General features: G+C 58.3%; 12 protein-coding genes. 4 read left to right on the forward strand and 8 right to left on the reverse strand.

What is annotated here, in order from left to right; all coding sequences use genetic code 11:
• Window positions 1–57: 57 nt before the first annotated feature.
• Window positions 58–1974, reverse strand: a complete 1917-nt coding sequence (locus CPH57_RS10245; RefSeq protein WP_004932318.1) for an ATP-dependent DNA helicase — start codon at window positions 1972–1974, stop codon at window positions 58–60.
• Window positions 1975–2107: 133 nt separating this feature from the next.
• Between CPH57_RS10245 and CPH57_RS10250 the strand changes: the two genes are divergently transcribed.
• The gene (locus CPH57_RS10250; RefSeq protein WP_004932322.1) at window positions 2108–2452 is read left to right on the forward strand and encodes a RidA family protein; all 345 of its coding nucleotides are present in this window, start codon (window positions 2108–2110) and stop codon (window positions 2450–2452) included.
• 61 nt (window positions 2453–2513) lie between these two features.
• Here the strand turns inward: CPH57_RS10250 and mdtI are convergent, their stop codons facing one another.
• The 4 genes from mdtI to zwf form a co-directional block, all read right to left on the reverse strand.
• Window positions 2514–2843, reverse strand: a complete 330-nt coding sequence (gene mdtI, locus CPH57_RS10255; RefSeq protein WP_046687242.1) for a multidrug/spermidine efflux SMR transporter subunit MdtI — start codon at window positions 2841–2843, stop codon at window positions 2514–2516.
• On the reverse strand, window positions 2830–3198 hold the full coding sequence (mdtJ, locus tag CPH57_RS10260; protein ID WP_004932327.1) for a multidrug/spermidine efflux SMR transporter subunit MdtJ: 369 nt from the start codon (window positions 3196–3198) through the stop codon (window positions 2830–2832). The genes mdtI and mdtJ overlap by 14 nt, the downstream gene beginning before the upstream one ends.
• A gap of 552 nt (window positions 3199–3750) precedes the next feature.
• Window positions 3751–4392 carry a bifunctional 4-hydroxy-2-oxoglutarate aldolase/2-dehydro-3-deoxy-phosphogluconate aldolase gene (locus CPH57_RS10265; RefSeq protein WP_096242836.1) on the reverse strand — a complete coding sequence of 214 codons (642 nt, stop codon included), beginning with the start codon at window positions 4390–4392 and terminating at the stop codon, window positions 3751–3753.
• Between the two features lie 154 nt (window positions 4393–4546).
• On the reverse strand, window positions 4547–6022 hold the full coding sequence (gene zwf / locus CPH57_RS10270; RefSeq protein WP_033643346.1) for a glucose-6-phosphate dehydrogenase: 1476 nt from the start codon (window positions 6020–6022) through the stop codon (window positions 4547–4549).
• A 447-nt stretch (window positions 6023–6469) separates the two neighbouring features.
• Here zwf and CPH57_RS10275 point away from each other — a divergent pair, with 447 nt between their 5' ends.
• From CPH57_RS10275 to CPH57_RS10285, 3 genes are all read left to right on the forward strand, one after another.
• Complete coding sequence (locus CPH57_RS10275) at window positions 6470–7342, forward strand: MurR/RpiR family transcriptional regulator (protein ID WP_033643347.1); 873 nt, start codon at window positions 6470–6472, stop codon at window positions 7340–7342.
• 190 nt (window positions 7343–7532) lie between these two features.
• The gene (gene pyk / locus CPH57_RS10280; RefSeq protein ID WP_019452801.1) at window positions 7533–8975 is read left to right on the forward strand and encodes a pyruvate kinase; all 1443 of its coding nucleotides are present in this window, start codon (window positions 7533–7535) and stop codon (window positions 8973–8975) included.
• Window positions 8976–9059: 84 nt separating this feature from the next.
• Window positions 9060–9941, forward strand: coding sequence for a leucine-rich repeat domain-containing protein (locus tag CPH57_RS10285; protein ID WP_096242317.1), 882 nt, complete (start codon window positions 9060–9062; stop codon window positions 9939–9941).
• A 49-nt stretch (window positions 9942–9990) separates the two neighbouring features.
• On the opposite strand, the gene lpxM is transcribed toward CPH57_RS10285, so the two are convergent.
• From lpxM to znuA, 3 genes are all read right to left on the reverse strand, one after another.
• Complete coding sequence (gene lpxM / locus CPH57_RS10290) at window positions 9991–10959, reverse strand: lauroyl-Kdo(2)-lipid IV(A) myristoyltransferase (protein ID WP_042785718.1); 969 nt, start codon at window positions 10957–10959, stop codon at window positions 9991–9993.
• Window positions 10960–11109: 150 nt separating this feature from the next.
• The gene (gene mepM / locus CPH57_RS10295) at window positions 11110–12432 is read right to left on the reverse strand and encodes a murein DD-endopeptidase MepM (protein ID WP_033643350.1); all 1323 of its coding nucleotides are present in this window, start codon (window positions 12430–12432) and stop codon (window positions 11110–11112) included.
• A 20-nt stretch (window positions 12433–12452) separates the two neighbouring features.
• Window positions 12453–13397, reverse strand: a complete 945-nt coding sequence (znuA, locus tag CPH57_RS10300; RefSeq protein WP_033644289.1) for a zinc ABC transporter substrate-binding protein ZnuA — start codon at window positions 13395–13397, stop codon at window positions 12453–12455.
• Window positions 13398–13467 lie beyond the last annotated feature (70 nt).

The raw sequence follows: 13467 nt of genomic DNA on the forward strand, positions 1-13467 counted from the left end.
ACTGGGTTTTTCATACAGGGCGCGCATTGTAGCACAGCCCCGTAAGCCCTTCATCTTTCACGTGGCCGACGTATCAGCGGCCTGCAAGAAGGCGATCGCCTGCTTCAGATCGCGGGTACGCGGCGTAGGCGGCAGGCTATTGAGGAACACCTCGCCATAAGGGCGCATCACCAGACGGTTATCGCAGATCACCAGCACGCCGCGATCGTCGGTATCGCGGATCAAACGGCCCACCCCCTGTTTCAGGGTGATGACCGCATCCGGCAACTGCACGTCATTGAACGGATCGCCGCCGCGCAGGCGACAATCTTCAATGCGCGCCTTCAGCAGCGGATCGTCCGGTGAGGTAAACGGCAGCTTATCGATGATCACGCACGACAGCGCATCGCCACGCACGTCCACCCCTTCCCAGAAGCTGCTGGTCGCCACCAACAGCGCGTTACCGGCGGCGACGAACTGTGCCAACAGCTGCCCTTTGCTGGTTTCCCCTTGCAATAAGACCGGCAGCGTCATCGTGGCGCGGAACTCTTCCGCCAGCTCGCGCATCATCTGGTGCGATGTGCACAAGAAGAAGCAGCGGCCGTTGTTGGCTTCGATTAATGGGCGCAGCATGCGCGCCAGCTGGCGCGCCCCGCCGGGCTGATTCGGCGAAGGCAAAAAGCGCGGCACGCACAGCAACGCCTGTTTGGCATAGTCGAACGGGCTCGGCAACAGCAGCGTTTTGGCCTTGGTCAGCCCCAGCCGTTCGGTGAAGTGACCCAACTGATCGTTGACCGACAGCGTCGCCGAGGTAAAGATCCAGCTGCCCGGCTTCTCGTCCAGCATTTCGCGGAAACGATCGGCCACCGTCAACGGCGTCAGCGCCAACACGAAGTGGCGCGAATTGCACTCATACCAATAGCTGTAGCCCGGTTCCGTCACCGCCTTGAGGCGTTTGAGACGCGCGCGGTACAGCGTGGCGCGCTCAAAGGCGGCATCCAGCAGCGCCGAACGCCCCAGCGACAGTTTCATGACGTCATAACACAGCTCCAGCGCGTCATCGAGCAGCAACAAAGCACGCTGCACGTTCGGTTCGCCGAGCACATCCCGCAGGTTGCCGCGAAAACCCGGCTCCCCCAGATTCAGACGGAAATCTTGCGTGCTCAGGCTGAGACGGTCGGCGCTTTTTTGCAGTTGGGCGGCATCGCGCACCTCGGTGCGGTAGGCGATGGTGATGTCCTTCGCCAGATCCAGCAGTTGGCGGCTGGTGAGCTGCTGGCCGAAATACTGGCTGGCGATGTCGGGAATTTGGTGCGCCTCATCGAAAATCATCACCTCGGCTTCCGGGATCAGCTCGGCGAAGCCGCCCTCTTTCACCACCATATCCGCCAGGAACAGGTGATGGTTCACCACCACCACATCCGCATCCATCGCGCGGCGGCGCGCTTTGACCACGAAGCAATCCTGATACAGCGGGCAGTCGCTGCCGAGACAGTTGTCATTGGTGCTGGTCACCAATGGCCAGACGAAGCTGTCTTCCGCCACTTCGCTGCAGGTGCTGATATCACCCTCTTTGGTCTGCGACGACCACTTGCGCAGTTGCACCAGATCGATCAACGTCTGCCCCGCCAGCTCCCCGCCGGCCATCGACTGTTGCTCAAGACGCTCCAGACACAGGTAGTTGGAGCGCCCCTTCAGCAGCGCCAGCTTGCCTTTGTACTTCAGCGCTTTGGCGACGGTGGGCAGATCGCGCGCATACAGCTGATCCTGCAGCGCTTTCGAACCGGTGGAGATGATCACTTTGCGATCGGCACGCAGCGCCGGCGCCAGATAAGCGAAGGTTTTGCCGGTGCCGGTGCCGGCTTCCACCACCAGTTCCTGCTTGAAATTGATCGCTTCGGTAACGGCTTGCGCCATCTGCCGCTGCGGCTCACGCGGTTTGAATCCCTTGATAGCCTGCGCCAATGCGCCGTCTGTTGCAAAATCGTCTGTCACGCTGTCTCTCTGCCGGTGTCATTCAGCGGTGATTATGCCAAGCCTGCCGCCCGGCTACCACCCACTTTATCGCCGCGCTTTTTCATCACCGGCTGTGCTACCCTTAGCGGGACTATGATATGGAGATAAGCAAATGAATATCGAAAGAATTGATCCCGATCAGCGCTGGTCCGAAGCCGTGGTGCACAACGAGACCGTTTACTACACCAGCGTGCCTGAGAATCTGGACGATGACGCGACCGCGCAGACCGCCAACGCCCTTGCCGCCATCGACGTGCTGCTGGAACGTGTAGGGTCGGACAAAAGCCGTATTCTGGATGCCACCATCTTCCTGGCCAATACCGCCGACTTCGCCGCGATGAACGCCGCCTGGGACGCCTGGGTCGTCGCCGGCAGCGCGCCGGTGCGCTGCACCGTGCAGGCTCAGTTGATGAATCCGAAGTACAAGGTGGAAATCAAAATCATCGCCGCGCTGTAAGCCACGCGCAGACGAAAAAAAACCGCAGACGGCAACGCCTGCGGTTTTTTATTGCCCGCTATCAGGACAGTTTGAGGATCACCATCCCCGTCAACAGCAGCGCCAGGCCAATCCAGCCTTTGGCGTTCAACCGCTGGCCGAACATGATCCAGCCTGCGGCGATGGTGGCGGCGATACCGAAACCGCCCCACAACGCGTAAGCGATTGACAGATCGATGCCCTTTACCGCCTGCGCCAGGGCGCTGAACGCACCGAGTACCGACAGCAGCGACAGCAATCCCAGCCAAACTTTACGGAAACCGTCCGACATCTTCAGGAAGATGTTGGCGATGATTTCCAGCACGATGGCCAATCCCAGGAACCCAATGTGGTACAACTCAAACTGTTGCATGGTTGTCACCTCGCGGGCTGACCTGTTTTCGCTCTTTGCGGGTACCGGATTTCACCAGCATGATACCGGCGATCAGCGTAGCCAGACCCAGTACCTTCAGCGCCGAAATGGGCTCGTCGAACCACAGCACGCTGAACAGGGTAATGAACAGAATGCCGATACCTTCCCACAGCGCATAAGCCACGCCCAACGCCACGCGTTTTACCGCTACTGACAGCAACACATAAGACGCGGTGATCATCACGTACATCACGATATGCCCGATCATGCCGCCATTGACGCTGGCGTATTTCATCGACAAGGTGCCGATGATCTCGGTCATGATGGCCAAACCTAAAAAGATCCAATAAATCATAATTTTTCTCCCAAACGGCGAATAACGCGCGCCAAGGCATATTTATCCCGATTTATCTCGTCGAACGGCCGCAGTACGGCGCGCAAGACGCAGAGATCCCTGGGGATAAACTGACCCAAACGCAAAAAGAATGTTTGTCCGGCTGAACGGTAGAGCGAAGGCGTAAGCCCGCTACCAGCACCGGTTAAGGGAGAAAGACGCTATAGCTCGCTGCACCAGTGATGCTCACTGGCAAGGATCGCAGACAGGAAGAGTTGGCACGTAGAGGTTCTGAGGGTAGTTCCGTTAATAGTCATCATAATAGTTCTCTATTATCAGCCGCACACCGTGCGATTTGCCCAATATCCTCATAAAAGTAAAATTTTCAACTGAGATATTTTTACCATAGCCAAAATAAGAAAGCAAACTGCCGTTTTCATAAAAAAGCAGAAAAAAACGGGTTAAAAATAAGAAAGTTAATCGCGATAAAAATTAAAAAAGGCCCAACGGAGCGTTGAGCCTTGCGAGATCCGCGGGTGAGCAAATAAGCGCCAACCCCAGGCCTGGCGCGGGTTACAACGCGGCGCCGCTGACGGCGCTGCGCGCCAGTTCAGTGATGCGCGCGTAGTCGCCGCTTTCGAGCGCATCGGCCGGCGCCAGCCAGGAGCCGCCGATGCACAGCACGCTTTTTAGCGCCAGATAATCGCGGTAATTGTTCGGCGTAATGCCGCCGGTCGGGCAAAAGCGCACCTGCGGGAACGGGCCGCCGATCGCCTGCAGCGCCTTCACGCCGCCGTTGGCTTCCGCCGGGAAGAATTTGAATTCGCGCAGGCCGTAATCCATGCCCAGCATCAGTTCAGATACGGTGCTGATGCCCGGGATCAACGGGATTGCCCCCGCCGTCGCCGCCTGCAGCAAAGCGTCGGTCAGCCCCGGGCTGATGGCGAACTGCGCCCCGGCCTCGGTCACCTCCCGCAGCTGCTGTGGATTGATCACCGTACCGGCGCCGATGATCGCCTCCGGCACCTCTTTGGCGATAGCGCGAATAGCCTCCAGCGCACAGGCGGTGCGCAGCGTCACCTCCAGTACCCGCACGCCGCCGGCAACCAACGCTTTCGCCAGCGGCACCGCCTGCTCCAGCGTGTTGATCACGATAACAGGCACCACCGGCCCCGCCGTCAGGATCTGTTCAGCGCTGGTTTTCCAGTTTGTCATCATTCTTTCTCCATTACTCGCGGTTAACAATGGCACGCCCCTGCCACAGGGCTCCGCGCAAACGCGCGAACGTCCGGCCGTACCGTAAGTGATGTGGCCCACGCGCAGATCGCAGGCAAAAAAAAGCCGGCAGACGGGCTGCCGGCATTGCGCATTACTCGAACTCGTTCCAGGAACGGCCGTCGCGGGTGATCATCGCCACCGAGGCCACCGGCCCCCAGGTGCCCGCCTGATAAGGCTTAGGCGCTTCGTTGTCGGCTTTCCACGCGTCCATGATGGAGTCGACCCACTTCCAGGCCTCCTCCACTTCGTCACGGCGCACGAACAGCGCCTGAATGCCCCGCATGGTCTCCAGCAGCAGGCGCTCGTAGGCGTCCGCCACGTGCTCCTGGTTGAAGGTTTCCGAGAAACTCAGATCCAGCTTGGTAGTCTGCAGGCGGTGCTTGTGATCCAGCCCCGGCACCTTGTTCAATACCTGAATTTCGATGCCTTCGTCCGGTTGCAAACGAATGGTCAGCTTGTTTTGCGGCAGCTGCTGATAAGAGTCGCTGAACAGGTTAAGCGGCGGATTCTTGAAGTACACCACCACTTCCGAGCATTTGGTCGGCAGACGTTTACCGGTACGCAGATAGAACGGCACCCCGGCCCATTGCCAGTTGTCGATGTCCACGCGGATGGAAACGAAGGTCTCGGTGCTGCTGCTCTTGTTCGCCCCTTCTTCTTCCAGATACCCCGGCACTTTCTTGCCCTGAACGAAACCGGCGGTGTACTGACCGCGCACGGTGGTTTCCCGTACATTGGTCTGATCGATGCGGCGCAGCGAACGCAGCACCTTCACCTTCTCGTCGCGGATGCGGTCGGTGGTCAGATCCGCCGGCGGCGACATGGCGATCATAGTCAGGATCTGCAGCAGGTGGTTCTGGATCATGTCGCGCATCTGGCCGGCCTGATCGAAGTAGCCCCAGCGCCCTTCGATGCCCACCTCTTCCGCCACGGTGATCTGCACCGAATCGATGGTGCGGTTGTCCCAGTTGGACGCGAACAGCGAGTTGGCGAAACGCAGCGCCAACAGGTTCAACACCGTCTCTTTGCCGAGGTAGTGGTCGATGCGGTAGACCTGGGACTCGTTGAAGAACTCCGCCACCTGATCGTTGATCACGCGGGAGGACGCCAGATCGGTGCCCAACGGTTTCTCCATCACCACGCGCGCCGGCTCATGGTTCAGCTTGGCTTCGCCCAACCCTTTGCAGATGGCGCCGAAGGTGCTTGGCGGCATGGCGAAGTAGTTGATGGTGGTGCGGTGCTTCTGATCCAGCATTTTACCGAGTTTGGTAAAGTTCTTGCTGTCGTTGACGTCCAGATTGCAGAAGTCCAGGCGCGCGCTCAGCGTGGCCCAGAGTTCGTCATCCAGCTTTTCCTTCATGAAGGTGCCAAGCGCTTCCTTGACCACTTCGGTATAGGCTTTTTTATCCCACTCCGCGCGGCCGACGCCGATGATCCGCGTATCCGGGTGGATGTGTCCGGCTTTCTCTAACTGGTACAGGGAAGGCAGCAGCTTACGGCGCGCCAAATCACCTTTCGCGCCGAAAATAACCAGGTCACACGCCTGGGCTGTAGAGGTTACCGCCATGTTCATCTCCTCGTTGCAGGATATTTGTAATTTTCTTACATTACTAATGTACTCTGTTTGACTACGGCCAGCAAACCCGGCGCAGAAGCAGAAAAAAGACGTTAAGATCTCAGTGGTAGCGCCACTGCGCGCCGGCGCCCTCACAGGCGGGCAAAACTGTAATTTTTCGTCTTTTTTGACGCTCTGTTACCATTATGAAAGTTAGACACAGGTCATATTCTGGTGAAAAAAGCCTGCATACGCCCTGTCGAGACTGCCAACGGTTACCAGCACGTAGTATATTTTCACTAAACCGGCATTGATTTCTCCTTTGTTTGCAATCGACATACCCTATCGATTTCAGGTTACAGCCGCTCGTTTGGCGTCTGCTTGCACGGCGAACACGGGCGAAATTCGGCGCTGTTGCTTGAAAGCCACAGGGATAAAACCATGAGTGACTCTCGTTATATGAATACGCTGGACAAAATCCAGAGCCATCTGGAGCTCCTGAGCAAATCTGAAAGGAAAGTCGCCGAGGTGATCCTGGCCTCCCCGCAGACCGCCATTCACTCCAGCATCGCCACGCTGGCGCGCATGGCCGACGTCAGCGAACCCACCGTCAACCGTTTTTGCCGTCGCCTTGATACCAAAGGCTTTCCCGACTTCAAACTGCATCTCGCCCAAAGCCTGGCTAACGGCACGCCCTACGTGAACCGCAACGTCGAGGAAGATGACAGCGTCGATTCCTACACCAGCAAGATCTTCGAATCAGTGATGGCCAGCCTGGATACAGTAAAGGCAAATTTGGATATTGCCGCAATCAATCGTGCGGTTGACCTGCTCACCCAGGCAAAAAAGATCTCTTTCTTTGGCCTGGGCGCCTCCGCCGCCGTGGCCCACGACGCGATGAACAAATTTTTCCGCTTCAATATTCCGGTGGTCTACTTCGATGACATCGTCATGCAGCGCATGAGCTGCATGAACTCCGGCGAGGGCGACGTGGTGGTGTTGATCTCTCACACCGGCCGCACCAAGAACCTGGTGGAAATGGCCCACCTGGCGCGAGAAAACGACGCCACGGTACTGGCTATCACCTCGCGCGACACCCCGCTCGCCCAGGCGGCGACCCTCGCGTTGCTGCTCGACGTGCCTGAAGACACCGACGTTTACATGCCGATGGTGTCGCGGATCGCGCAATTAACGCTCATTGACGTGCTCGCCACCGGATTTACCTTGCGCAGAGGGGCTAAATTCAGAGATAACTTGAAGCGGGTCAAAGAAGCGCTCAAAGAATCGCGCTTTGATAAAGGCGTAGTCATTCCCAACAGTTTTGACTCGTAACCCGACGAAGAAAAAAGTCGCCGTTCAACAGACATTTGAATGGCGACATCAGAGGCTGTACCCTGTTAATACGCTCATGCGGGTAACCCGGGTGAAATATCAGTGTTGTAAAATTACATTTCACGCCTGGTTTCGTTATCCGACGTTATCGCAACACCAATATTTGCTTCACCAGTCAACGGAGTAATACATGTCCAGACGGCTCAGAAGAACCAAAATCGTTACCACCCTGGGTCCGGCTACAGACCGCGACAATAATCTGGAAAAGATCATTGCCGCCGGCGCCAACGTAGTTCGGCTTAACTTCTCCCACGGCAGCCCGGAAGATCACCAGGCTCGCGCAGACAAAGTTCGCGAAATCGCTGCCAAACTGGGACGTCACGTCGCTATCCTTGGCGATCTGCAAGGGCCGAAAATCCGCGTTTCCACCTTCAAGGAAGGCAAAATCTTCCTCAACGTGGGCGATAAATTCCTGCTGGACGCCAACCTGTCAAAAGGCGAAGGCGATAAAGAAAAAGTCGGTATCGACTATAAAGGCCTGCCTGCCGACGTCGTGCCGGGCGACGTCTTGCTGCTCGACGACGGCCGCGTTCAGCTGAAAGTGCTCGAAGTTCAGGGCATGAAAGTATTTACCGAAGTCACCGTTGGCGGCCCGTTGTCCAATAACAAGGGCATCAACAAACTCGGCGGCGGCCTGTCGGCCGAAGCGCTGACCGAAAAAGACAAGGCGGACATCGTCACCGCCGCCAAGATCGGCGTCGACTACCTGGCGGTCTCCTTCCCGCGCACCGGTGAAGATCTGAACTATGCTCGCCGCCTGGCGCGCGACGCAGGCTGCAACGCCAAGATCGTGTCCAAGGTCGAGCGCGCCGAAGCGGTCTGCAGCGACGAAGCGATGGACGACATCATTCTGGCCTCCGACGTGGTGATGGTCGCCCGTGGCGATCTGGGCGTCGAAATCGGCGATCCGGAGCTGGTCGGGATCCAGAAGAAACTGATCCGCCGCGCCCGTACTCTGAACCGCGCGGTGATCACCGCGACTCAGATGATGGAGTCGATGATCACCAACCCGATGCCGACCCGCGCCGAAGTCATGGACGTGGCCAACGCCGTGCTGGACGGCACCGACGCCGTCATGCTGTCGGCGGAAACCGCTGCCGGCCAATACCCGGCGGAAACCGTGGCGGCGATGGCGCGCGTTTGTCTGGGCGCCGAGAAGATCCCGAGCATCAACGTTTCCAAACACCGTCTGGACGTGCAGTTCGACAATATCGAAGAGGCGATCGCCATGTCTTCGATGTATGCGGCCAACCACCTGAAAGGCGTCACCGCGCTGATCGCCATGACCGAGTCCGGCCGCACCGCGCTGATGATGTCACGCATCAGCTCCGGCCTGCCGATCTTCGCCATGTCGCGGCATGAGCACACGCTTAACCTGACCGCGCTGTATCGCGGCGTGACGCCGGTGTATTTCGACAGCCATAAAGACGGCGTCATCGCCGCCAACGAAGCCGTCAATCGCCTGCGCGACAAAGGCTTCCTGGTCTCCGGCGATCTGGTGATCGTCACTCAGGGCGACGTGATGGAAACCGTCGGCACCACCAATACCAGCCGTATCCTGCGCGTCGAGTAATTCACACCGCAGACGAAATGCCGGCCGGCCCACCTAGGCCGGCATTTTTTTTGCTCTGACACTGCCATTACGACGGAGAACGCCATGCTCCACCAGCACAATTCCGCCTCGGCCTGTGATGAGCTCGAGCTCGATGGACGCGGCCTGACGCAGCTCGACGAATCGCTGTTTGCCGGCCACGCGCTGCGCAAGGTCAGCCTGTACGACAATCGGCTGACGGTCTTCCCTACTTCCCTATTCCGGCACCAGAACCTGCAGGTGCTGAATATCTCCTGCAATCAGCTCGAGCGTCTGCCGCCGGAGATAGGTCAGTTGCAACAGCTCGAGATGTTCGATTTTGGTCACAACCGCGCGAGCGAACTGCCTGAAACATTGGGGCAGCTGCACCGGCTGAAATACCTCTACCTGAGCGATAACGGCTTTAGCGACCTGCCGCGCGCGCTGGCGCAACTGCAGCAGTTGGTTTACCTCAACGCGACCGATAACCAGCTGACCGTCTTGCCGCAGGCAATACCGAGGCTGGCGGCGTTGCAGGAGCTGCGTTTATACAACAATCGCATCCGCAGCCTGCCCGGCGAAATCGGGCAACTGCGCGCGCTGCGCGAGTTGCATATCATGAAAAATGCCCTGACCACGCTGCCGGCGGAAATGGCTCTGCTCGGCGAGCTTGAAATACTCGATGCGGCCAACAATGCCATCACCGAACTGCCGGCAGCCTTCTGCCGCCTGCCGCGATTGAGCGAGCTGAACCTGCGTTTTAATCAACTGACGCGCCTGCCGGAAAATATCGGTGAGCTCACGGCGCTGAGAAGTCTGGATCTGCGCGCCAACCGCCTGAGCGATCTGCCGGAAAGCCTCGGTGAACTGAGCCGGCTGCGCAAGCTGGATCTGCGCTGGAATGATTTCACCCACACGCCCAACGTCATTGAGATCCTGCGGGCGCGCGGCTGTATGGTGCACATCTGAAGTGACGCCGGCCAGGGTGTGGCCCGACCGGCGTTAGCGGTAGATAGGATTAACGATACAGATCGTCGCGCGAGTAGGGTTCAATCTCCCCTTCCTTGCGCGTCTTCAACAGTTTGAGGATCCAGGTGTACTGCTCCGGGTTCGGGCCCACCAGATTCTCCACCTCTTCGTTCATGCGGCGGGCAATGCGCGGATCGTCCGCTTCGGCCAGATCGTCCATCGGCTCGCGAATATAAATATCCAGCATGCTGGTTTTGCCGTCGTACACCGGGAACAACGGCACGATCGCCGCACGACACACTTTCATTAACCGCCCGACCGCCGGCAACGTCGCCTTATAGGTGGCGAAGAAGTCGACAAACTCACTGTGCTCAGCGCCGTGATCCTGATCGGGTAGATAGTAACCCCAATATCCCTGGCGAACCGAACTGATAAACGGTTTGATGCCGTCATTACGCGCGTGCATGCGGCCGCCGAATTTACGACGCACGGCATTCCACAGGTAGTCGATCAGCTGATTGCGCTGATTGTGGAACATCGCCGCCATCGGTTGACCGCGCGCGGCCATCAACATCGCCGGCACATCCACCGCCCAGCCATGTGGCACCAGGAAAATCACGTTGCGCCCTTCCGCGCGGATCTTGTCCAACACCTCTTCACCGTGCCAACGCACGCGCTTGAGCACTTTTTCCGGTTTGGTGCAGGCCAGTTCCGCCATCAGCACCATCGACTGCGGCGCACAGGCGAACATCTGGTCGATAATGTGCTCACGCTCGCTTTCCGGCAGTTCCGGCAAGCAATACAGCAGGTTGATGCGGGCACGACGACGCGCCCCTTTCGCCAGCTTGCCGGCCAGTGTGCCGATCGCCCCCAGCACCGGATCGCGCAGGCGCGCAGGCACCAGCGAAACGCCGGCCATCAGGCCGGTTCCCAGCCACACGCCCCAGTAGCGCGGGTATAAAAAGGCTTTTTGAAACTGCGGGATGAACTCTACGTTCGATTTCTTCTCGTTTTGCATGCACATGCTCTTCGCTTAGCAATTCGGCTAATCATAATTGCCATCACCAATTTTGCAATTAACAACCGCGAACCGCCCAGATAAAACAGCATCGGCCCGCAATCAGGCCGATGAAATTAACGGCGCCGGAGCGCCGGAATAAGGGGGACGTTAATCCAGTTGCAGCTGAGGAACCACTTCCTTCACCTGCGCCAGATAATCGCTGCGGTCTTTGCCGCTCAGGCCTTCGGAACGCGGCAGCTTGGCCGTCAGCGGGTTCACCGCCTGTTGACCGGTCCACAGTTCAAAGTGCAGGTGCGGCCCGGTGGAACGGCCGGTGTTGCCGGAGAGCGCTATGCGATCGCCACGCTTCACCTTCTGGCCCGGTTTCACCAGCAGCTTTTTCAGGTGCATGTAGCGCGTGGTGTATTGGCGGCCGTGGCGGATCGCCACATAGTTGCCGGCTGCGCCGCTGCGCTTGGCGATCACCACCTCGCCGTCGCCGACCGCCAGCACCGGTGTGCCGACCGGCATGGCAAAATCGACGCCTTTGTGCGGCGCCACGCGGCCGGTCACCGGGTTCACCCGGCGCGGGTTGAAGTTGGAGGAGATGCGGAACTGTTTCATGGTCGGGAAACGCATGAAGCCGCGCGCCAGGCCAGAGCCCTGGCGATCGTAGAACTTGCCGTCCTCGGCGCGGATCGCGTAGTAATCTTTGCCGCCCGTGCGCAGACGCACGCCCAACAGTTGGCTTTGTGATTTCTTGCCGTCGAAATGTTCGCGCGACATCAGCACGGAGAACTGGTCGCCCTTGCGCAGTTTGCGGAAATCGAGCTGCCATTGCAGCGCCTTGATCACCGCATTGATTTCGTTACGGCTCAACCCGGCGTCGCCGGCGCTGCTGACGAAGCTGCCGTTAACGCGGCCGCTGATCACGTTGTTGCGCCATTCGCCCTGCTGCGCCTCTTTCGACTCTTTGAAGCTGTTGCCGACGCGATCGTAGGTGCGGGTTTCTCGACGAGAAACTTCCCAGGTCAACTGCTGCAGATCGCCCGCTTCGTTCACGGTCCACGACAGCTGTTGGCCGATCTTCAGGTTGCGCAGATCGCGGTTTTGCGAAGCCAGCAGCGTGACATCCGACATATCGATGCCGTACTGCGTCAGAATGCTGCCGAGGGTATCGCCGGTGGAAACCACATATTCATGCACGCCATCATCGCCGGCATCCTTCTGGTCCAGCTCATCCTGCGGGATTTCGTCATCGGGGGTGGGTTGGTCGGCATCTATCGGTTCACTGGCTTCGGGGAGCAATGACCGCAACTGGCTGGATTCTAACTCGACGCTCTTGGCGATGGGATTGTGTTCTGGGTGGTAAACAAAAGGCCGCCAAACAGCGACGGCCAATGTGACGACTGTCAGCGACCCCAGCATGACGCGGTGGGGCCGTGGCAGGTTGTTATACGCCAGAGCGATAGTTCGGACTATCTGCTGCACTCGATATTATCCTCATAAGCTTACTTCAGGCAGCTCACGTACTGGCTTGACAACTGTGTCAGGAATTTCCCGTAGCTGTCCTTCCCCAGCGCGATGCCGATGCCCAGCGGGTCCAGCGTTCCGGAACGCACAGTGGTACCCTTGGCGACGGCATTGATTACGGCCGGCCTGAATTGTGGCTCAGCAAAAACGCATACCGCTTTCTGCTCAACCAACTGTGTTCGAATTTGGTGTAGGCGCTGTGCTCCAGGCTGAATTTCGGGATTGACGGTAAAATGGCCCAGCGGACTCAAACCGTAGTGTTTCTCAAAGTAGCCGTAAGCATCATGAAAAACAAAATAACCCTTACCTTGCACAGGCGTAAGCATGTTACCAACATTTTTGTCAGTTTGCGTCAGCAGATTCTCGAACTGGCGCAGGTTTGCGTCTAATTTGTCCTTATTTTGCGGCATAAGTTCCAACAATCTGTCGTGAATCGCGATCGCGGTCACTTTTGCCACCTCCGGCGACAGCCAAACGTGCATATTGTACTCGCCGTGATGATGCCCATGATCGTCATCAGCATGGTTATGCGCCTCGCCTGCATGATCATGATCGTCGTCATCTTCGCCTTTCATCAGCAGCGGCTTCACCGCGGGCAGTTCGCTGATGGCGAGCTTGCGGGTTGCCGAGATAGGCACCAGCGCCTTGGTCAGGAACGCTTCCATGTCCGGTCCGACCCACAGCACCAGGTCGGCAGAACGCAAACGCTGAATATCGGAAGGCCGCAGCGCGAAGTCGTGCGGCGAAGCGCCATCCGGCAGCAGCACCTCGGTCGGCGTCACGCCGTCGGCGATAGCCGAAGCGATAAAGCCCAGCGGACGAATCGTCGTCACCACCGCAGCGGAAGCGCTGCTCAGCGGGCCGGCCATCACGAGTGCGCTGGCCAGCAGCGTGCGCTGCAGCCATTTATTTTTCTGTGCCATCATCAGTAATCCCATCGTTTTCATCAACAAGGCGTGATATTATAACATTCGCTTCGTTCTGCAACCTGTA

This window comes from Serratia sp. JKS000199 (assembly GCF_900215455.1).
GTDB classification, from domain to species: domain Bacteria; phylum Pseudomonadota; class Gammaproteobacteria; order Enterobacterales; family Enterobacteriaceae; genus Serratia; species Serratia ureilytica.